This is a genomic window from Planctomycetota bacterium (assembly GCA_016125255.1).
Taxonomy (GTDB): Bacteria; Planctomycetota; Phycisphaerae; order Phycisphaerales; family Zrk34; genus RI-421.
Map to the genome: position 1 here is coordinate 456,934 of WGMD01000002.1, position 21,066 is coordinate 477,999.

Genomic DNA, 21,066 nt, shown 5'->3' on the forward strand with positions numbered 1-21,066 from the left:
GACCGAAGCGCCGGGCGTTGCCCGGCCGCTAAACGGGGGAACGGTCAGGCGCGCCAGGGGAGGGTGGCGGAGCGGTCGTGGTCGGGGTGTTGTTTGTCGAGGCAGTGGAGGGTCAGGGTCATGGCGTTGTCGGCGAGTTGGGCGCTGACCCAGCCGTTGGGTTGGCCGGCGGAGAAGACGTAGGCGGTGGGCGGGAGGTTGATGAGGTGGATGCCGTCGCGTTGGTCGAGGGACCAGTGATGGGTGTGGCCGAAGATGAAGGCCTTGACGTGACGGCGCGGGGCCAGGACATCGAAGAGCGCGGCGGTGTCGGTGAGCCCGCTGATCTTCGGGCCGGAGAGCGCTTCGGGGGAGGCCCACTGGGGATTGTGATGGGCGTAGATGACGGCGGGTTTATCGGCGTGGGCGTCGAGGGCCTTGGCGAGCCAGGCGAGCTGCGGTTCGCCCATGACGCCGGGCGTGGAGTTGGTTTTGTCGAGGGTGTCGAGCATGAACCAGTTGACGCGCGGGGTCATGAGCACGGTCACGCGGCGGCCCGGCACCGGCTCGTCCGACGGTCGGTAGTGGGTCATGCTCGCCAGAATCGTGTCGCGGTTGTCGTGATTGCCCAAGTTCAGATGCAGGGGCAGCCCGGCCTGCCGCAGCGGATCGAGCAGCGTCGCCAGGTGCGCATAATCTTCGGGCAGGCCCTTGGTGAATGCGCAGTCGCCATTGACGAGCACCGCGGCGGGCTTCGTCGGCAGCGCGAGCAACTCGTCGGACACACGCTTGAAATTGTCGGTCATGTTCGCATTACGCGAAACCATGTCGGGCGTCGCCGGAATGTGCGTATCGGAAAGCAGCGCGAACAGATCGGCGTCCGCATCCGCCGCCTGCACGTACCGCAGCGCCAAAAGCCCCGGCACCGACGCGGCGGCAACCTGCAAAAACCGGCGGCGGGAAATCGGCGGTACGTGAACGCTCATGATGCGACTCCTGACTTTGGCTCTACTTGACCAATGACAAATACCTCTTGCCTAATGACCAATGCATTTGCCATTAGGCATGAGGTATTTGTCATTGGTCATATCGAACGGGCCTTCCGCACGCGCTTCCTCCACTTCATTTCACGTTCAGCATCATTTTCGAAAAGTGTTCATGATCCGACCCGCTGTGCAGCGAAGTGACGAAGATCAGGTATTGGCCCGGGTCGTGAATTTGCAGCTTCTGGCGCAGGCCCGCCATGCCCTGCGGCTTGAAGTTCACCTGAAATTCGCCGTCGAGAATCTTCGGGTCGGCGGTAGTGTTGTTGGTGTTGTTCTGGCGGGTGATCGAATAGTGGACGCCGACGTCTTTGCGGATCTTGTGCGGATAGACGTTGGTCATCGTGAACTGGAAGATGAACGTCTGATCGTGGGTCACGTCGATCGTCGGAATTTCATTCTCCGCGTTCGGGTCGTCGTGCGGATCGGTGTAGGAAGTCTTCACTTCCGAACCGGCTTCGACGGTGATGCGCACATCAAAATGCTCCGCGCGGGCGATCGAGGCGGCGCACAACACCATGAGCAGCGCGAGCGGTCGTTTCATTTGTCCGCCTCCACGATGATGTCCATCACGCTCGCGTGCTCGTGCTGATGCTGACGGGCGGCGTCGAGTGTTTCGATCTGGACGCGGTAGGCGCCCGGCTCGTCGATGCGGAAGGGCATGTCGGCGGAGGTCGCGTCGCCGGGCTCGAAGTCCATCGACACGGCGCTCTCGACGGCGACGTTCTTCTTGCTCAGGTCCGGCTCGGTGCGGTCGCCGACGTGGTCCTCGCCGGCGATGTAGAAATGCACAAGCATGTTGGGGATTTTCTGATCGGAGATGCAGGAGACTTTCCAGTGGGCGGCGGCGAGCTGGCCGACTTTGAGGTGAAGCACGGGGCGAGGGACAAGCGGGTCGGCAAGCTTGGCGCCATCCGCTTCGACGCCCGATTGCCTGGCGTCACCGGCGGAGAGGTCGAGTTGGGCTTTGAATTCGTCGGCGCGGGCGAGGGGAGAGAACAGCGCGATGAGGAGGAGGGATAGTGGGAGGCGTTGGGACATGGCGCGCTCCGTCGTGAGGGAAGTGGTTGCGCCATTATAGAGGAGAACGCGGGGCGGTGCCCCGTCGCTAAACGGCAAGAGCCTTGCGTTGGGCGGACAGGAGCTTAGTGATGCCGCGGGAGGCGAGGTTCAGGAGGGTGTCGAGTTGTTTGCGGGTGAAGGTGGTTTGCTCGCCGGTGCCCTGGATTTCGATGAACTGTCGGCGGTGGTTCATGACGACGTTGAGGTCAACGTCGGCGTTGGAATCGAGGGCGTAGTCGAGGTCGAGGTAAGGTTTGGCATCGATGAGGCCGACGGAGACGGCGGCGACGGGGCCGAGGATGGGGTTTTGATGGATGATGTTCTCACGACGGGCGAAGGCGAGGGCGTCGGCGAGGGCGACGTAGGCGCCGGTGATGGAGGCGGTGCGTGTGCCGCCGTCGGCTTGGAGGACATCGCAGTCGCAGGTGATGGCGACCCCCGGAAGTTTTTCGAGATTCACGGCGGCGCGCAACGAGCGGCCGATGAGGCGTTGGATTTCGGTGGCACGGGAGTTGGGGCCACGCTTTTGGCGGTCGGGGGTGGAGCCGGGGAGCATGTTGTACTCGGCGGTGACCCAACCACGGGTGAACTGTCCGGTGTTGGGATCGCGGGGGAGCCAGTTGGGGGGCGTGGTGCTGAGGGTTGCGGTGCAGAGGACGCGGGTTTGTCCCATTTCGATGAGGACGGAGCCGGGGGCGGCGGTGGGGTAATGGCGGGTGATTTTGACGGGGCGGAGCTGATTGGGGCGGCGTTTGGGCATGATCTGATGGGTCCGGGGGTTGTGATCACTTGGCGAAGGCGCCCGTATCCGGGGCTCTGCTGCGCTGAGCCCTCGACTACAGGGGAAGCGGAATTGTAACCGAAAGTTGCTTGACGGGTCAGAAAACGAGGGGTATGCTTTTGGGCTACCCCGAGCGGCTGCGCTCCGGGGATTTTGAGCGATCCGCGCGTCCCGCAAGGGCATGAGGGCCATCGCTTTGTATCGAGGAAATCCAATCCGCTGAACCCGCCGATCGGCATGCGTCCATCGGGTCGGGACCGATGGACGGGCCTTCGCCGGGCGTGACCCCCACGTCAATCCATCGTTCAAGACCCGCCAACGCACCGAGCGTGCGGCGAACGGCATCCTTCTTTTTTCACGAGATCGACCATGAGCACGCAAGCCACGCCCACCCCGTCCACCGCCAACAGCGGCGCCCTGAGCCACGTGCGCAACTTCGGCATCGCCGCGCACATCGACGCGGGCAAGACCACCGTCTCCGAACGCGTCCTGTTCTACACGGGCAAAATCTACAAGATGGGCGAAGTGCACGAAGGCACGGCGACGATGGACTTCCTCGAGGACGAACAGAACCGCGGCATCACCATTCAGTCCGCGGCGACGACCTGCCTCTGGAAGCGCAATGATCGTGACTACACGCTCAACCTCATCGACACCCCCGGACACGTCGACTTCACCATCGAAGTCGAACGCTCCCTCCGCGTCCTCGACGGCGCCGTCGCCGTGTTCGACGGCAAGGAAGGCGTCGAAGCGCAGTCCGAAACCGTCTGGCGTCAGGCCGAAAAGTATCACGTCCCCCGCATCTGCTTCATCAACAAGATGGACAAGCTCGGCGCGGACTTCGAATTCAGCTTCAACTCGATCGGCGAACGCCTCGGCGCCAACGCCATCCCCGTGCAGATTCCCATCGGGCATGGCCACGAGTTCCAGGGCATCATCGATCTGCTGACCATGCGGGCGTACTACTACGACGCCTCGGAGCTGGGCTCCAAGGTCGAAGAGCGCGACATTCCCGATGATCTGATGGACAACGCGCAGTTCTGGCATCACATGCTCGTCGAGAAGGCCGCTGAACTCGACGACGCGCTGACCGAGAAGTTCATCGAGGACGAAAGCACGATCACCTCCGAAGAAATCCGCGCCGCTCTGCGTAAGGGCACGCTCGCCATCGCCTGTCACCCCGTCTTCTGCGGGTCGGCCCTGAAGTACATCGGCGTGCAGAAGCTGCTCGACGGCGTCATCGACTACCTGCCCAATCCCAACGAAGTGCCCGAAGTGCAGGGCGTCGATCCCAAGGACTCGGACGTCAAGCTCAGCCGCCCGCACGACTCCAGCGCCCCGTTCAGCGGGCTGGTGTTCAAGGTCGTGTCCGACCAGCATGGCGACCTGACCTACACGCGCGTCTACTCCGGTACGCTCTCCAAGGGCTCGCGCGTCATCAACCCCGGCAACGGCAAGAAGGAAAACGTCAGCCGCATCTTCCAGATGCACGCCCAGAACCGCATCGCCCTCGAAGAAGCCAAGGCCGGCGACATCGTCGCGCTCATCGGCATCAAGAACTCGTCGACCGGCGATACGCTCTGCGATCCGGACCACCCGATTCTGCTGGAGCGCATGGACTTCCCAGAGCCGGTGATTTCCATGTCGATCGAGCCGCAGTCCGCCGGCGATCAGGAAAAGCTCGGCAACGCGCTTTCGACGATCAACCGCGAAGACCCCAGCTTCCGCTACCACGTCAACGAGGAAACGGGCGAGACGATCATCGCGGGCATGGGCGAGCTTCACCTGGACATCGTGGTGACGAAGCTTCAGCGGGACATGAAGATTCCCGTGCACGTCGGCAAGCCGCGCGTGTCGTACCGCGAGACGATCACGGCCAAGGCCGAGGCCCGCGGCCTGCACAAGAAGCAGTCGGGCGGCCGCGGCCAGTTCGGCGACGCCATCATCACGATCGAACCCTACACCGAAGCGCAGGCCATCGAGGATGAACTGAAGTTCACCGACCAGATCGCCTTCGAGAACAAGGTCGTCGGCGGCTCGATTCCCAAGGAATACATCCCCAGCGTCGAATACGGCGCCCGGCAGACCGCCAAGAGCGGCGTCGTGGCCGGGTATCCGATGCAGAACGTCAAGATCACGCTCATCGACGGCTCGTACCACGACGTCGACTCGTCGCAGGTGGCGTTCGAGATGGCCGGCTCGCTGGCGCTCAAGGAAGCGGCCAAGAAGGCCAAGCCCGTGCTGCTGGAGCCGATCATGAAGGTCGTCGTGACCACGCCCGAGGAATTCCTGGGCAACGTGACGGGCGACATCTCCAGCCGGCGCGGCATGATCCTCGGTCAGGAGAAGCGCGGCAACGCCATCATCCTCGAAGCCGAGGCCCCGCTCTCGGAAATGTTCGGGTACTCGACGTCGCTGCGCGGGATGAGCCAGGGCCGCGCCAACTACTCGATGGAGCCGTCCACCTACCGCGAAGTGCCCCGCAACATCGCCGAGCAGATCGTCGCCGGCCAGGGCACGAAGTAACCCCTCCGCGAATGCACACAAACCCCCGTCCAAGTGGCGGGGGTTTTTTGTTGCGCGGTTCTCAAAGCCCTCCCCCTCCGAGGGGGAGGGTTGGGCGGGGGTGAAGCGCATCAGTCAAATGATGCAACGCAACGATGCACCACGAAAAGTAAGACACAACGACTGATGCGCCTCACCCTCCCCTAACCCCTCCCTCAAAGGGAGGGGGATAAGACTGGCCAAATCGCCGCATCGAGCGTATCTTTCTGTCGAAGGAGTTTGTGCCGTGCAGACGATGACGTGGCCACTTTCGCGGCTGGGGAGCCGATTTTCGCTGCTGTTTGAGCCGTGGCGCCGGCGGGTGATGCACTCGGCGCTGGGCCGCTTTCTCGATCAGCCGCTCGATCTGGCCGTCGGCATCGTTGAGCCCGACGGCACGGAGCGCGTCCTGCCGTTCACCCAGCACGGCAAACTCCTGTACGGATGCGAGCAGTTTGAGCGCATCAATTCCGTCACCTTCCGCGGTCATTCGGATACCTGCGGCCTGCGCTTCGAGCTGAACCTGCACAGCACGTTCTACCCGCAGGACGAACTGCTGAGCCAGATGCCCGCCTTCTATGTGGAGCTGCGCGTCGCCGCCGCTCCGCGCGTGCGCCGCCGCCGCTTCGTCAAGACGCCCAAGAACGTGCGTCTGTTCATCCGTCTCGCGCGGCCCGAGACGCAGATCGACGTGCGCGAGGGACGCATCGACCTGCGCTACGACGTGAAGCTCGATCCGCAGTACACGCCCGCCTGCGGGTCGGACATCCGGCAGACCAAGCCCGACCTCAAGAAGCTCAATACGCCTTCGGCGACGGCGCATGTGGTGGAGCGGCTTCAAAGTCTCAACGACGGCGCGGTGCCCTCGACCGGCGAACACGGCGGCGCCGGCCTGTCGCTCGAACTGCCCGTCACCAGCGAAGGCAGCGGCATCAAATGGCGACTCGTCTGGGGCGCGCACACCAGCGATCCCGTGCTCGATCTCAACGGCGATCCCGCCACGTTCATGTACCTGACGCACTGGCCCGACCTCGACACGGTCATGCACAAAGCCATCACGCACCGCGACGACAATCTGGCCAAGTCGCGGCGGTTCGAGAAGCTGCTCGAACAGGCGCCGCTGAGCCGAAGCCAATGGCATCTGCTCGTGCTGGCGTTTCAGAGCTACCTGTCCAACACGTTCTGGTGCCGGCGGGCGGACGGGCGCGAGTGGTTCAGCGTCGTGGAAGGCACGAGCATGTTCCACGGCACGGTCGATGTCGAATACAACATCGCGCTGTTCTACTTCGCCCTCTGGCCGCGCCTGCTCACGCTCATCTTCGAAGAATGGTCCCGCAACTGCACCGAGCACAAGCGCTCCGGCGGCATGATCCTCAATCACGACATGGGCGCGGGCGTGACGGTCGGCAAGCAGGCGTACGACCACTCGATGCCCGTCGAGGAAAACGCCAATTTCCTCCTGCTGCTTCAGATGTACACGCACTGGACCGGCGATCAGGCCCCGCTCAAAAAGCACAGCCCGATCGTCCGCCGCCTCGCCGACTATCTGCTCTGGACCGATCGCGACGGCAGCGGGTTTCCCTCGGAGGGGACGGCTAATACGCTCGACGGGTCCGACGCCGTGCAGTTCGCCCGTAAGCAGACGTATCTCGCCATCAAGCGCAACGCCGCGCTGTCCGCCGCCGCCGATCTGCTCGAGCGAGGCGGACAATCCGAGCCGGCGGAGCGATGCCGCCTCGCCGCGGCGCGTGATGTTCCGCTCATCGAGGAAGCCGCCTGGCTCGATGACCACTACGCCGTGAGCGTCGATCGTGATGCGCAGGGGTTGATCGACACGTGGACCGGCGAACCCTTGCCGACGCGCGAGCTGGCCGGGTGGGACGACTACTCGATCTACACGACCAACGGCCTGCTCCTGCCGATCATGATCGCTCAGCCGCTCGCCTTCGACTCCGAACGCCTGCACACCGACCTGTTCAACTCGCAGCGCGAAGCCCTGCGGTCCTACGGCTGCGGGCACACGTCCAGCGACAACACCAATATCTGGATCAGCTCCAATCTCTGGCGCGATTTCGTGAGCCACTACCTGCACGTCGAATCCATCACGCTCGACAGCCGCTACTGGGACATGCTCGTGTTCTCCAACACCAATGGCCAGAGCTTCGGATTCTGCGATACGTACATCGGCAATGAACTGGCGTTCTACCCGCGCGGGGCCACGTCGTTCGGCTACTTCCTCGCCGGGCCGCGGATTCAGATTGATCGCATGGACGGCGAGTACATCGCCGTCAATCCCCCGCGCCACGCCGCTCAGCGCTGGCCCCTGCTCCCGCTCGCCGACTGGGCCGCCGGCAAAATCCCCGTCTGCGTCGTCGACACCGCCGGCAACGCCACCATCGAAGGCGAAATCGAACCCGTCCGCATCCTTGGCCACGCCCCCGTGTCCGATGGGTTCATCGGCTGACCCCCCCCGCCGCTTGCGGCTTAGCGCCTCCTATAATCTCCCTCGATGCAAAACGACTACGACATCATCGTCATCGGCGGCGGTCACGCCGGAGCCGAGGCCGCATGGGCCGCGGCGAATCTGGGCATGCGCACCGCGCTGGTGACCATGCGCGCCGACCGTATCGGGCAGATGTCCTGCAACCCCGCCATCGGCGGACTCGCCAAGGGCCAGATGGTCCGCGAGATCGACGCCCTCGGCGGACTCATGGCCCTCGCCATCGACGCCACCGGCATCCAGTTCCGCATGCTCAACCAATCCAAGGGCCCCGCCGTCCGTGGCCCCCGCGCTCAAGCCGACAAATACGCCTACGCACGTGAGGTCCAACAACTCCTCCGCTCGCGCACCAACCTCACCATCCTCGAAGGAACCGTCGACGAAATCCTCACCACCGAGGGTCACGTCGCCGGCATCCGCCTCGCCCCCGGCCCGACTCGCTTCAGCGAGTCGGGGCCCTCGCTCACCGCTTCATCCGTCGTATTGACCACCGGCACCTTCATGCGCGGCCTCCTCCACTCCGGCGAATCGCAAACCCCCGGCGGACGCATCGGCGAAGCCCCCGCCGTCTCGATCAGCGATGCGCTCCGCGCGCTGGGCTTCGAACTCGGCCGCCTCAAGACCGGCACCCCCCCGCGCCTTGCCGCCGAGTCGATCGACTTCGCCGCCCTCGAAATCCAACCCGGCGACAACCCGCCCATCCCCTTCAGCGATCTCACGCCCATGAGGCGGGGGGACTTCAGTCCCCCCGTCTTCCCGGTCCTTGAGCAGCGCCCCTGCTGGATCACCCAGACCCACGAAAAGATCCACGACCTCATCCGAGCCAATCTTCACCGCGCCCCGATGTACAACGGCCAGGTCAAAACGACCGGCCCGCGCTATTGCCCGTCCATCGAGGACAAGGTCGTCCGTTTCGCCGACAAATCCGCTCATCATGTGTTCCTCGAGCCCGAGTCGCTCGAAACGAATGAAATCTACTGCAACGGCATCTCGACGTCGCTGCCGCATGATGTGCAGGATTTCATCGTGGCGAACATGCCCGGCTGCGAGCGCGCGAAGATTCTCAAATACGGATACGCCGTCGAATATGACATGGTCCTGCCGCATCAGATTGACGCGACGTGCATGACCAAGCGGCTGCCGGGCCTCTTCCTCGCCGGGCAGATCAATGGGACGACCGGCTATGAGGAAGCCGCCGGTCAGGGCCTCGTCGCCGGACTCAACGCCGTGCGGTACGCCCGCCAACAGGACCTCGTCCGCCTCGGCCGCGATCAGGCGTACATCGGCGTGCTGATGGACGATCTGGTCACCAAAGTCCCGCGCGAGCCGTATCGGATGTTCACCAGCCGGGCGGAGCATCGGCTGATTCTGCGATCGGATAACGCCGCCGATCGTCTCACGCCGCTGGGCCGCGAGCTGGGGCTCGTCGATGATGAGCGCTGGTCCGTCTACGAAAACCGCCGCGCGACACTCGCGCAGATGCGCCAAACGCTCCAGGCCGCTTGCGGGTTAGCAGCCCTCAAGCGCCCCGACTTCGACGAGCCCGCCGCCTTGGCGATCCTCGGCGAGAGCGCCGACCCGCGCCTCGTCGCCGCGCTGCTCAGCGATGCCAAATACGAGCCGTTCATCGAGCGCCATCGCCGCGATCATCAGCGGCTTGAAAAAGTCGAGTCGCGCCCGCTGCCCGTCGATTATGACTACACGAAAGTGCGCGGCCTGCGCAATGAAGCGATCCATGTCTTAAACCGCTTCCGCCCCGCCACGCTCGGCCAGGCCCGCCGCCTCGCCGGCATCAACCCCGCCGACCTGACCGTCCTGACGTTCGCGATGAAACTCCGCTGAGCGATTCGCCGCTTTTCAGAAACTCACATCCATCGCGATCGCGTCCGTCAGGCGGCGGAGATATTCCTTGCGCGGGATTTCGACGGTGCCGAAGCGGCGCATGTGGTCGCTGTTCATCTGCACGTCGAGCAGGATGAATCCGCGGGACTTCATGTGGGCCACGAGATGGGCGAGGCAGACTTTGGAGGCGTTGGTGCCGCCCAGGTCGGGGCGGTGGAACATGGATTCGCCGCAGAACGCCCCGCCGATCGCCACGCCGTAAAGTCCGCCGACGAGCTGCCCGTCGCGCCACGCTTCGACGCTGTGCGCGACGCCCAGCTCGTGCAGTTCGATGAACGACTCGATGATCTGCCGGTTGATCCACGTCTCCGGATGCCCCGGCCGCTTGTGCGAACAGGCGGTGATGACGTCGGCGAAAGCGGTGTCGTGACGGATGTCGAAGAGGCGCCGCTCGACGGCCTGCCGCAGCGTGCGCGGACACTTGAAGCGATCCAGCGGCAACACCGCCCGGGGATCGGGGCTGAACCATTCGACGCCCGGCGCGTGGCGGGAACGCGCCATGGGGAACACGCCCTGACAGTACGCCGCGACAAGCAACTGCGGCGTGAGCGTCAGTTCGCGCGGCGGATGCTCGTGCGACCGATCGACCATGCGCACATTCTACCGGCGCACCAGCCGGGCGTCCGTCTCGGCGACCTGAAGCGGACATTTGAGCTGCGCCAGCGTTTGAGCCAGTTCGCCGGCGCACGGCGCGCGGAGGCGCACCAGCGTTTTGGGCACGCGCCCGCCGGTGTAGGTCACATCGCAGAACACGCCGTCGCACGCCAGTTGCAGTTCACCGGGCGCGTCGAGCGGCAGCGCCCCGCTGTGCGAATATTTGTGATACACAAGCCGCTGATTCGTCACGATGATACCCGCGTAGCCGGCGTCGCGCGCGGTGAATTCGCTGTCGGGCAGATAGGCGAGGAATTGCTCCTGGTCCGCGAAGCTGAACCATGCGGCGAGCCGCTCGCGGACATTCTGCGGCACGGCGCGCCAGCCCGGCGTGTCGAGCTTCTGCACCGCGGCGCGCAATGAGGCGGCGGACCCGTCCATGAATCCATTGACCCGCTCGATCCAGCGCAGCGCGTAGGCGGATGAGGGAATCATCACCTCGCAGTCGACGCCCGTCGGCGTCGTGTGCACCGCGCCATGCACATGCACATGAGCGGCGCAATCCGTGCAGACAAAGTACGGCATCGGCAGATTGAACGGCGGCGACAACTCGTCGATCGGCAGCATCAGCGCCATGACTTCCGTCGCATTACCCCGGTCGCGCACGTGCAGCTTGTGCGTCTGCTCGATCTCGCCGACCGGCGGCACGTGATTCATCGACCGGTCGATCCAGACAATCGGCCGGGCGGTGAGCTTGTCCCGATCCTCCGTGCCGCACGACAGGCAGCGCAGCGGCATGGAGGCGCGAAACACATCGTTTTTGAGCATTTTCGCGCTGAACGTCAGTTTCACCCCCGCCGTGTTCACCGATCGCACGCAAAGCGTCGCCCTCGAACTGAGGTCCACCGCCACCGGCGGATCGGCGACATCGTACGTCGCCGGCTCCGGCGCGACGGCGACGGGCTGAGGCGCCGGGGACTCCGCCGGCTCCGGAGGCGGGAGCGACGGCGCAGCCGCGGGTTCGTGAGTGATCTGACGCACCGGCGCTTCGGTCGCCGTGGCCATCGCATCATCGTCCTCATCGTCGTGATCCGAATGGACGAGCCAGCCGATCACCGTCTCGTCGACCTGCGACGCGATCGTCGGCAGACGAAAGCGCGATCCGCAGACGCGGCAACGCCCGACGCCTCCACTGGCGGTCAGAGGAACGAGCCAACGCTTGAAGCACCCTGGGCACTGGATACGGACGTGCATGATGTCAAACCCCCGTGGCGAAAGAACTGAATTACAAACCACCCTGACACCGTTCATGCTATCCGCCGGAGGCGGGCCTGTCGATCAAAATCCGACAGGAATGCGACGCGAAATCGCGCCACCGACCGGCGGCGGAGACGCGGCGGTTCGGTCGCGCGGTGCGACGACTTCAAAAAGCAATGTGGGCCGACACACTTAACGCATGACCATCCGTGATACTCCGTATTGGGATGATCGCCGCATCGCGCGAAATAAAATATTTCGGCCGGCAACTTCAGGTGCCGGATCGGGGTCGATTCCAAGGCATTTTCAGAAGCAGCATCGCCATGCCGCAGCGGTTGGTCACGCCGGCGAAGATGAGCCCCGCGCCGACGAACGCCGCGATCCCCAGAAAACCGGGGTGCAGGAAATACCCGAGCGCGACGCCGACGAGTACGAGCATTCCGGCGACGATGCGGACCTGGCGTTCGAGTGATATCGCTTTGCTCGCGCCATGCACGACGGGCAGTCCCGCCGCGACCCACGCCTGCGTCCCGCCGTCGACGCTGATAACATTCGTCATCCCCTGCGCGGTGAGTTTCTCGCCGGCGCGCCGGCTCATGACGCCGGCGTTGCAGACCAGATACACCGGTTCATCCGCCGGCGCCATCCGCTGACTTCGCACCCCGGCCGCGTCAAGTTGATCGAACGGCAGACTCCGTGCCTGCGGAATGTGCACCGCGGCGTAGTCGCCCGCGGGTCGCACATCAAAAAGATCCACCGCCCGATTCTTGCCGCACAGGTCCGACAGATGCTTTGGAGAAATGAGCGTCACACTCATAAGGCCCATCCTTTGGGGTCAATCACCGACGACCGAACAGGCCGGATAGGGGCGTGCCACGGCAGTCGCCCTTGATTGATCATAGGTCTGGATTTGAAATTGACCAGCGGCCGTTATCGCAGGATTTCGTAGTAGAACGTGCGGTAGCGGCCGCTCAGCTCGAACGTCCCGTCGGGGCTGAGGGGGACGGATTGGCCGGTCGGCACGCCGTAGATGTCCAGCGCGTTGACGCTCGTCGGCGGCAGCCCCTTCATGCGAATCAGCGCCTGCACCGGCTCCATCAAAAGCGGCGGCCCGCCGACCGCCAGCAACTTCGTGCCATCGTCACTGTACTTGGCATTCGTCTGCCGATCGCGCGCCATCGCCGTGATGAGCACATGCTTCGACTCGTCGATGGGCTTGCCGTCGAGCGCGGTGAACAGCAGCGAGACGAACGGCGTCGTCACGGCGACATCCATCGCCCCCAGCTTGAACATCTGACCGCCCGCCCGGCCGACGACGGCCTGCGTGCGCGGCGTGTCGACGGTCACGACCTGCCGACCGTAGTTCCATGCCAGTTCGCCCGTCATCGAACAAACGAGCTTTGCTGAGGAATCCCAGTACTTGGCCCAATCGACGGTCGAGGGCTGGTCATCGCCGAAGCCGACGGTGACTTTACCGATGGCCAGGACGGGCATGGGCGTGGCGAGCTGGCCTTGAAGCGATTTGACATCGTGCCCGCCGCCGGTGAAGTCCTGGTGGAGCGGATCGGTGCCGGCGAACAGATCGGGGATCGTCACTTGTCGCGCCGCGGCGGCGGGGGCTTGGGCGATGTCCCCGCGTCGCACCGCCAGCGACAGCGCGGGAAACTGACCGATGTAATGCGGGGTGTCGGTCACGTATTTGCTCAGCTCCGGCCAGCCGTCGCCGGGGTAGGCGCGGCTGTTGAGAAAGTGATACGACGCGTCCCAGCCCTGAAGCCCCATCCCGTAAAACGCCATCAGCGGCGCCGCCTCCGCCTTCCATTCGTTGGGAGGCATCGACGACCACTCCGTCGAGCAGAACGGTTTGCCTGCGACCTGATACATGCCCATGCTCAAGAGCCCCGACCCCGGCAGTGCGAGCATGCTTGCATTGTCGACCTCGCCGGGCGCGATGCCGTGTCCGCCCGCACCGCCGCCGAAGTAGTTGTGACGATCGATCATGTCGGCGGCGGTGTCACAGTAGAGATTCGCCGGGTCCGCCGCCGCCCCGCCGGCGCGCCAGGCCGTCGTGACGGTCACGGCCTTGAAACCCAGCTCGCGCACTTCCTTCTCGCGCCGCTGGTAGTAGCCGCGCTGCTGCTCGGTCAGAAAGGCGATCAGATCGCCGGCCCGCTGCTTCTGTCCGGCGAATTCGTACAGCGGGCCGTCGCCGCCGAGATGATAAGCGCCCATCAGCTCCAGCTCCTGCTGCGCGAAGGAATCGCCCTTCCGCAGCCCGCCCCATGCGTCGCGCAGCGACTTTTCATCGCCGTATTTCTTCAGGGCCCAATCGAAAAACGCATGGCGCACCCGCTGGGTATGCCGCGGGAACTTCTCGCCCTTGTAAAGTTCGTTGAGCGGGAAGTGGAAGAACACGCAGTCTTCATTCTGAAATTCGAGCACCGCCAGCGCCGGGTCATCGGCGTATCGCAGGCCGGTGTAGGGATTGACATGATTGAGGAGCGCCGTGAGGTACTTGAGCTCGATGTCCTGCAGGCCGCGCTCGGTGTTGGTGAGCCCGTAGCCACTGCGGAGATTTTTGTCCTTGTGCGTGACGGGCAGTTCGTTAAAGAGCACGGGCGGATAGTCGTCGTCGGGGCTCACGATCACGCCGTAGAAGACGGACCATGTGGAGTAGATGCCCTGCTTTTTCAGCTCGGCGAACCACCAGTCCAGATCGTCCATGCGTTTCGCGTCGAATTGCCCGTTGACGAGCGGGCCCAGGTCGCTCTGCACGGGATGTTCGCGCACCATGTTGACGCCGTACTTGCGGAGGTAGCGGATGCGTTGCGTGAGCTGGTCGCGGCTCATGTGGCCGAAATTCAGATTCGCACCGCAGCCCCAGAACTTCGTCGGCTCCGTGTCGTGCTCGAATAGCAGATGCTCGCCGGCGGTTTTGAGAAAGCCGTGCTGACCGGCGGGAGCGTCGATGGTTGCGCTCATGTCGATGACGGATTTTTCGGAAAACGCATCGGTGTCATACACGACGGGGAACCAATCCGCCGGACCGGCGGGCGCCTGTGTCGCGGTCGGCCTGGTCGCGCCGGAAGGGACGAAGCCGCTATCGTCGAAGAGGAAGCAGTCGATGCCGCCGTGGTTGGAGATTTTGCTGTGGAACTTGAAGGTGATGCGGTTGGGGCCTTGGGGCAATGTCACCGTGCCGACTTTGACCCATGCGAGGGATCGGTGGTCGGGTTTGGGGCTGATCATGTATTCGCCGCGCTTGTCGGTGAACTGGATCGGCGTCCATTCGCCGCCGCCGAGCCGGTAGTCGACCGCCGCGAGCAGCACGTTGCCGCGCCACCAGAACGTGTACGGTCCGGGCTTGGCGACCTGAAAGTCGTACGTCGCCGTGCCGGGCCGATCACCGTAATGCGTCAGCCAGTCATTGCCCGACATGCCTTCCTTTTTCACATCGTCGTACCACCCGTTGGTGAGCACGTCCGCATGCGTCGGCTGTTCGCCTTCGATCCAGATCGGGTCGGCGGCGGCGGGACGGGCGGCGAGAAAAATGAACAGCGTGAACAAACCCGCGATAAGCCAAAAACCGGCCGGAAACTTCATGAACGTCACCTTCGCAATAGGGGGTCGCCCAGAGCGTTGTCCCGGAACGTGCGTCGTCGACATAACGCGAGAAATCCTTTGGATTCCGCGCGGATCGGCGATACAGTATAGGGCCTTGCCAGGAATACCCGCCGCCATGAAATTCAATCGCTTCGCCCCGCTGCTTTTTCTCTGCGTCATCGGCTGCGCCTCCGTCGCGCGCGCCGCCGTCGACGCCTCCATCGCAAAATTTTTCGACGATCACTGCGTCAAGTGCCACGGGCCCGACAAGCAGAAGGGCGATGTGCGCCTCGACACGCTCTCGGACAACTTTGCTGACCCGGAGCTGCGCGAGACATGGACCAAGATCGCGCAGATGATCGATCACGGCGATATGCCGCCCAAGAAGGAAGCCCGCCCCGACGCCGCGGCGATCGATACGGTCGTGTGCTGGATCGGCAAGACGATGTGGAAGACCGCATCGGAGCATCCGCTGGCGGTCCGTCGCATGAACCGGCTCGAATATGAGAACACGGTGCATGACCTGCTCGGCATCGACACGCCGCTCGCCGCGCTGCTGCCCGAGGATTCGAGCGTGCAGGGATTCGACAACGTGTCGGACGGGCTGAGCATCTCCAGCGTGCTGCTCGAACGGTACATGGAGGCCGCCGACGCGGCGTTCGACGGCGTGATCCGTCGCATCGAACCCGAACCCGTCGCCACCCGCCGCTCCATCACCATTGAGGAAAAGGAAAACAAGAAGTCGATCGAGGAAAAACGCGCCGGTGTCATGGAGGTCGACGGGTCGTTCGTGAAGTTCCGCCCCGGCTGGCCGCCGATTCGCATCGATGACGCGCACCCGCATGAGACGGGCGTCTACCACTGCCGCATCGCCATCTGGCCCTACCAGTCGCCCGATCACACGCCGGTCCTCGCGGTATTCGTCGGCCCGTTGTTCGGCCCGGGCGAGAACCGCTTCGTCGGCATGTTCGACGTCACCGGCACTTCGCAGGAACCGCGTATCATCGAATTCACCACGCGCATGAAGGAAGGCGACTCGATGCACCTGGTGCCGTGGATCTACCCCGAAGTGCCCGGCTGGTCGAAGGACCCCAAGCCCGGCATCGCCGTCAAATGGGTCGAAACCGAAGGCCCGCTCGATCAGGACTTCCCGAGCAAAGCGCAGAAGGCGCTCTTCGGCGACCTGCCCATGATCGAGACGGATCACCTTTGGATGCGCTACCGCAAGAATGTCCGCCGGCATGAGGTCAACTCGGAGCATCCGAAGGAAGATGCGCAGCGGATTCTATCGGCGTTCATCCCCAAGGCGTTCCGTCGCCCGGTCGATGCGGCGGGGATTGAACCCTATGTCGCGCTCGTGGACAATCTGCTCGACAATGGACGGACGTTCGAGCAGGCCATGCGTGCGGGGATCACGGCCGTGCTCTGCTCGCCGCAGTTCCTTCTGATCAACAGCGACACCCGCGTCGACGACTACACGCTCGCCTCCCGGCTCTCGTATTTCCTCTGGTCCTCGATGCCGGATGACGAATTGATGCAACTGGCGGCGACGGGCAAGCTGCGCGATCCGGCGGTGCGCGATCAGCAGGTGGAGCGCATGCTCAAAGACCCGCGCAGCCAGCAGTTCGTCACGCACTTCACCGACCAATGGCTCGACCTGGCCCAGATCAAGTTCACCACGCCCGACGCCAAGCTCTACCCCGAGTTCGACGACCTCCTCGAAACCTCCATGCTGGGCGAAACCCGCGGGTTTTTCCGGCATATTCTCGAAAATGATCTGAGCGTGACGAATTTCATCGACTCGGACTTCGCCGTGCTCAATGAGCGCATGGCCGGTCACTACAAGATCGACGGCGTCAAGGGCAACGAGAAGTTTCAGATCGTCAAGCTGCCGGCGGACAGCGCGCGCGGCGGCGTGATGGCGCAGGCGAGCGTGCTGAAGGTGACCGCCAACGGGACGAACACGTCGCCGGTCTTGCGCGGCGTGTGGATTCTCGATCGCATGCTCGGTCAGCCCCCGCCGCCTCCGCCGGCCGGTGTTCCGGCGATCGAACCGGACATCCGCGGCGCGACGACGATCCGCGAGCAGCTCGACAAGCACCGGGCCAACCCCTCGTGCGCCCGCTGTCACGCCCGCATCGACCCGCCCGGGTTCGCGCTGGAGCACTTCGACCCGATCGGGCTGGAGCGCGACAGCTACCGCTCGCTGGGCGAGGGCAAAAACGTGGGCAAGTCGTACAAGATCGGCAAACCCGTGCAGACGGATGCGGAGATGAGCGATGGGCGGAGCTTCACGACGTTCCAGGAATTCCGCACGTGCATGATGGACGACAAGATGCAGGTCGCGCGCTCGCTGGCGCAGAAGCTCCTCGTGTACGGCACCGGCCGTCCGGTCGGCGTGCTGGACCGCCCGGCGATCGACGGCGTCGTCGAGTACGCCGGGAAAAACAATCTGGGCCTCCGCTCGATGATTCACGGCGTCGTGCACAGCGACTTGTTCACGCGTCCGTAGTCCCGACTTGAATCGCAACGCATTGGAGCAACATATATGTCACGACTTCGCATGGACCGACGAACCTTTCTGCGCAGCACGGGCGTGGCGATGGCGCTGCCGATGCTCGAGGCGATGACGCCGGGGCTGGGGGCGCTAGCGCGCGGGGCGGACGGCGTGACGGGGGATGTGCGTCGGTTCGTGGCGATTTGTGCGCCGCTGGGGATTCATACGCCGTTTCTGTTTCCCAAGACGGCGGGCAAGGATTACGAGGTGACGCCGTATCTGGAACCGCTTCAGGAACTGCGCGGCAAGTTCACGGTGATGAGCGGGCTGATGCATCCGGATGTGGACGGCGGGCACTCGGCGGATCAGAGCTTCCTGACCGGCGCGATTCACCCGAGCCAGCCGAGCTTCAAGAACACGATCTCCGTCGACCAATATGCGGCGGAATTGATCGGTCACAAGACGCGTGTCGCATCGCTGTCGCTTTCGACGGGAAGCACGCCGCTCTCGTACACCCGGGCCGGGGTGCGCATTCCGTCGGACGAGCATCCCTCGTCCGTGTTCGCCCGGCTGTTTCTGGAAGGGACGCGCGAGCAGAAGGCGCGTCAGATGCAGCGGATCAAGGATGGGCAAAGCGTCATGGACCTCGTGCAGGCGCAGACGAAGTCGATCACGAACAAAATCGGCCGCAGCGATCAGCACACGCTCGATGAATACTTCACCAGCGTGCGCGAGCTGGAGCAGCGGCTTGTCAAAGCGGAGCAGTGGGCGAACATGCCCAAACCCAAAGTTGACGAAGCCCCGCCGACGGACATCGAAGCGCGCGAGAACATGACCGGGCGCATGGAGCTGATGTACCATCTGATCTATCTGGCGTTCCGCACGGATTCGACGCGGTTGATCACCTTCGGCGGGTCCGGCGGCAACGAAGTCGTCAACCTTCAGGGCGTCGACGACGGGTGGCACAATCTGAGCCATCATGGCAAGGACGAAACCAAGATCAGCAAACTCGCCATCATCGAGCACGAGGAATTCCGTCTGTTCGGCGAGCTATTGAAGAAGCTCGAGAGCGTGCAGGAAGGCGAGCACACGCTTTTGGATCAGACGGCGATCGTGATGGGCTCGAACCTTGGCAACGCCTCGAGCCACAACAACACGAACCTGCCGATCGTCTTCGCCGGCGGGCGATTCAAGCACGGGCAGCATCTGGCGTTCGACCCCGAAAAGTCGCCACCCTTGTGCAATCTGTTCGTGTCATGCCTTCAGCACCTGGGCATCGAGGCGGACCGGTTCTCAACGGGCACGGGAACGATGAGCGGTCTGGACTTCGCGTAAGGTCTTTGCGCAAGCCGTCGCGCAACGAAAAACGCCGCGATTCGCGGCGTTTGACGGTGCTTTTACAAGCGAGGGCGACGGGGATCGAACCCGCAACCTCCGGATCGACAGTCCGGCGATACCCACACATGAGAATCTGATGGCAATAGACTTACGGATGATAACGCCATGTGCGTCAACAGCCTTGCCCACAGTGAGCAGCAGATTTCTCCAGATCTACGAACGCTGATAGACTCGCTTACGTGTCTACCGCAAGGAGAACGTGCCACGATCATCGCACACCTCGAAAACTTGCTTGCCATGTCACCCGTGAAGCGGGACGCAATTCTTACCATCACGGAGCAGTCACCATGAATAAATCTTCTCTCGATTATCGACTGACCGCAAAACAACGCCAGTTCGTCAACGAATTCCTCATCGACCTTAATGCGACCCAAGCGGCAATGCGCGCTGGCTACAGCACCCGTACCGCCCATCGGATCGGAGCTGAGAACCTGCAAAAACCTGCAATCAAGGCCGAGATCGATCGGGCAATTCAAGAACGCTCGAAGCAGGTAAAGATTGATGCGGATCAGGTAATCAAGCGGCTGGAGGCAATCGCGTTCGCAGACTTTGGCAACTTTGTCGAGGTGCGAAACGGCGAGATGATCATTAAAGATACTGAAACTCTAACGCCGAATCAGCGCGCGGCTGTTTCCGGCATCTCCAAATCAAAGGATGGCGGCGTTCACATACGAATGCGCGACAGCATCGCCGCCCTCAAACTCATTGGATTGCATCTGGGAATGTTTCAGCAGAACCAAGAACCGACAGAACCAACCCCAATCAAGAGAATCATTCTTGAACACGTTCCGCCACGAGACCAAAATGACGCGCACAACAACTTGCCATCAGAAGATTTGTAATTGGAAGGCTTCGGGGCACTCTTATGGTCTCGCTAATCAGACCATCCCAAATCTCAATCAAACTTTCATTGTATTTCATTAAGCCAACAATACTTGTGTATCCTGAGCCAAACGTAGGCAAAGTGGGAAGACGAATGTCGAAGCAACCTCGGCAACTGTTGCACTCGAGGCTAAGCAAAGCGGCAATTGTCGGATACCATAACCAAGAGTGTTGCACTTTGGAGATCCGGGCTATGTGGAAGTCCTTGGTATTCGTGATCGTTGTCGTCTCGACGGCCAACATCTCGATCGCACAACTTTCACCGGCAGAGGCACAGCGCCGATTGCAGGAAGCAAAGGTCACCGCCGAATTACCGGAAAGTCCAGAGGCGGCGAACGAACGACTTAAGCGAGAAGTACACGATCTGAAGCGCCAAGCTGACGCACTCGAAAAGCAACTGGAAAGTCTACGGGCCCGCATACTTGCCATGGGTGCGCCGGCTGGGCAAGCGGTGGCCCCTGCCGGACCGGCGCTTGAAGGTGACGCGACGGTCCGCACGCTCAAATCACTGCGCGAGCTTTCACCCCTCGTTCCAGATTCCGCGCTGCCCGATCCGAAGAACCGCAATAACGCACAAGCATACTCGATCGTCAACTGCGATTTGGTCACACAGCACTTTGACGCGATGGCGCAGAACAACCTCCTGCGGCTTGAGTCCGCATTTACGATAGCAAGCACACCCTCCACTGATCGTGATGCCAGTGGTAAGGAATTCCTGGACCGCTATTTTGTGATGCTTCTACCGACTGATGTCGAATATCGCTTCTCCTCCGGATCGCCCCAAGTTGATTCGTATCATGTAAAGCCGCGCGATATACGCATTGGGTACGTGCGTGGGATTATTGCGGCGGATCGATTGCCCGAATGGCGCAAGGTCAGGGACCATGATACGGTCACCCTCGAATGCGAAATCAGCAAAGTATCCGTCAACTACTTTCGGCAAGCCGGCGCCGAAGTGGTGATCGACCTGAATATCGAGCTGAACAACATCCACATCGTCAAACACGAGGCGAAGAAATAAGCC

Annotated in this window: 14 protein-coding genes; 7 read left to right on the forward strand and 7 right to left on the reverse strand. The window is 62.9% G+C overall.

Annotation, left to right across the window (positions count from 1 at the left end; genetic code table 11):
- Window positions 1-44 precede the first annotated feature (44 nt).
- From GC162_03100 to GC162_03115, 4 genes are all read right to left on the reverse strand, one after another.
- Complete coding sequence (locus GC162_03100; GenBank protein MBI1367623.1) at window positions 45-965, reverse strand: phosphohydrolase; 921 nt, start codon at window positions 963-965, stop codon at window positions 45-47.
- 136 nt (window positions 966-1,101) lie between these two features.
- Window positions 1,102-1,566 (reverse strand): hypothetical protein, encoded by a 465-nt coding sequence (locus GC162_03105; GenBank protein MBI1367624.1) that lies wholly within the window; start codon window positions 1,564-1,566, stop codon window positions 1,102-1,104.
- Window positions 1,563-2,063 carry a hypothetical protein gene (locus GC162_03110; GenBank protein MBI1367625.1) on the reverse strand — a complete coding sequence of 167 codons (501 nt, stop codon included), beginning with the start codon at window positions 2,061-2,063 and terminating at the stop codon, window positions 1,563-1,565. The genes GC162_03105 and GC162_03110 overlap by 4 nt, the downstream gene beginning before the upstream one ends.
- Window positions 2,064-2,130: 67 nt before the next feature.
- Window positions 2,131-2,844: a ribonuclease PH gene (locus GC162_03115; protein ID MBI1367626.1), complete on the reverse strand. Its 714-nt coding sequence runs from the start codon at window positions 2,842-2,844 to the stop codon at window positions 2,131-2,133.
- Window positions 2,845-3,234: 390 nt separating this feature from the next.
- On the opposite strand from GC162_03115, the gene fusA reads away from it, so the two are divergent.
- From fusA to mnmG, 3 genes are all read left to right on the forward strand, one after another.
- Complete coding sequence (fusA, locus tag GC162_03120; GenBank protein MBI1367627.1) at window positions 3,235-5,391, forward strand: elongation factor G; 2,157 nt, start codon at window positions 3,235-3,237, stop codon at window positions 5,389-5,391.
- A 265-nt stretch (window positions 5,392-5,656) separates the two neighbouring features.
- Window positions 5,657-7,873: a DUF4965 domain-containing protein gene (locus GC162_03125; protein MBI1367628.1), complete on the forward strand. Its 2,217-nt coding sequence runs from the start codon at window positions 5,657-5,659 to the stop codon at window positions 7,871-7,873.
- Between the two features lie 45 nt (window positions 7,874-7,918).
- Window positions 7,919-9,751, forward strand: a complete 1,833-nt coding sequence (gene mnmG / locus GC162_03130; GenBank protein ID MBI1367629.1) for a tRNA uridine-5-carboxymethylaminomethyl(34) synthesis enzyme MnmG — start codon at window positions 7,919-7,921, stop codon at window positions 9,749-9,751.
- 15 nt (window positions 9,752-9,766) lie between these two features.
- Here the strand turns inward: mnmG and GC162_03135 are convergent, their stop codons facing one another.
- From GC162_03135 to GC162_03145, 3 genes are all read right to left on the reverse strand, one after another.
- Window positions 9,767-10,402, reverse strand: coding sequence for a leucyl/phenylalanyl-tRNA--protein transferase (locus tag GC162_03135; GenBank protein ID MBI1367630.1), 636 nt, complete (start codon window positions 10,400-10,402; stop codon window positions 9,767-9,769).
- 9 nt (window positions 10,403-10,411) lie between these two features.
- On the reverse strand, window positions 10,412-11,659 hold the full coding sequence (locus tag GC162_03140) for a hypothetical protein (GenBank protein MBI1367631.1): 1,248 nt from the start codon (window positions 11,657-11,659) through the stop codon (window positions 10,412-10,414).
- Between the two features lie 274 nt (window positions 11,660-11,933).
- A complete protein-coding gene (locus GC162_03145) occupies window positions 11,934-12,479 on the reverse strand; it encodes a DUF2892 domain-containing protein (GenBank protein MBI1367632.1) in 546 nt (181 codons plus the stop codon).
- 2,619 nt (window positions 12,480-15,098) lie between these two features.
- On the opposite strand from GC162_03145, the gene GC162_03150 reads away from it, so the two are divergent.
- From GC162_03150 to GC162_03165, 4 genes are all read left to right on the forward strand, one after another.
- On the forward strand, window positions 15,099-17,777 hold the full coding sequence (locus GC162_03150) for a DUF1592 domain-containing protein (protein ID MBI1367633.1): 2,679 nt from the start codon (window positions 15,099-15,101) through the stop codon (window positions 17,775-17,777).
- A gap of 36 nt (window positions 17,778-17,813) precedes the next feature.
- Window positions 17,814-19,097 carry a DUF1552 domain-containing protein gene (locus GC162_03155; GenBank protein ID MBI1367634.1) on the forward strand — a complete coding sequence of 428 codons (1,284 nt, stop codon included), beginning with the start codon at window positions 17,814-17,816 and terminating at the stop codon, window positions 19,095-19,097.
- Between the two features lie 350 nt (window positions 19,098-19,447).
- Window positions 19,448-20,002, forward strand: coding sequence for a terminase small subunit (locus GC162_03160; GenBank protein ID MBI1367635.1), 555 nt, complete (start codon window positions 19,448-19,450; stop codon window positions 20,000-20,002).
- A 233-nt stretch (window positions 20,003-20,235) separates the two neighbouring features.
- Window positions 20,236-21,063 carry a hypothetical protein gene (locus tag GC162_03165; protein ID MBI1367636.1) on the forward strand — a complete coding sequence of 276 codons (828 nt, stop codon included), beginning with the start codon at window positions 20,236-20,238 and terminating at the stop codon, window positions 21,061-21,063.
- Window positions 21,064-21,066: the final 3 nt, after the last annotated feature.

Bases quoted from the DNA above. Each gene is read 5' to 3' on its own strand.
- GC162_03115 (MBI1367626.1), bottom strand. From the start codon at position 2,844: ATGCCCAAACGCCGCCCCAATCAGCTCCGCCCCGTCAAAATCACCCGC.
- GC162_03110 (MBI1367625.1), bottom strand. From the start codon at position 2,063: ATGTCCCAACGCCTCCCACTATCCCTCCTCCTCATCGCGCTGTTCTCT.
- GC162_03160 (MBI1367635.1), top strand. From the start codon at position 19,448: ATGAATAAATCTTCTCTCGATTATCGACTGACCGCAAAACAACGCCAG.
- GC162_03145 (MBI1367632.1), bottom strand. From the start codon at position 12,479: ATGAGTGTGACGCTCATTTCTCCAAAGCATCTGTCGGACCTGTGCGGC.
- GC162_03155 (MBI1367634.1), top strand. From the start codon at position 17,814: ATGTCACGACTTCGCATGGACCGACGAACCTTTCTGCGCAGCACGGGC.
- GC162_03140 (MBI1367631.1), bottom strand. From the start codon at position 11,659: ATGCACGTCCGTATCCAGTGCCCAGGGTGCTTCAAGCGTTGGCTCGTT.
- mnmG (MBI1367629.1), top strand. From the start codon at position 7,919: ATGCAAAACGACTACGACATCATCGTCATCGGCGGCGGTCACGCCGGA.
- fusA (MBI1367627.1), top strand. From the start codon at position 3,235: ATGAGCACGCAAGCCACGCCCACCCCGTCCACCGCCAACAGCGGCGCC.
- GC162_03100 (MBI1367623.1), bottom strand. From the start codon at position 965: ATGAGCGTTCACGTACCGCCGATTTCCCGCCGCCGGTTTTTGCAGGTT.
- GC162_03105 (MBI1367624.1), bottom strand. From the start codon at position 1,566: ATGAAACGACCGCTCGCGCTGCTCATGGTGTTGTGCGCCGCCTCGATC.
- GC162_03150 (MBI1367633.1), top strand. From the start codon at position 15,099: ATGCCTTCCTTTTTCACATCGTCGTACCACCCGTTGGTGAGCACGTCC.
- GC162_03135 (MBI1367630.1), bottom strand. From the start codon at position 10,402: ATGGTCGATCGGTCGCACGAGCATCCGCCGCGCGAACTGACGCTCACG.
- GC162_03165 (MBI1367636.1), top strand. From the start codon at position 20,236: ATGTGGAAGTCCTTGGTATTCGTGATCGTTGTCGTCTCGACGGCCAAC.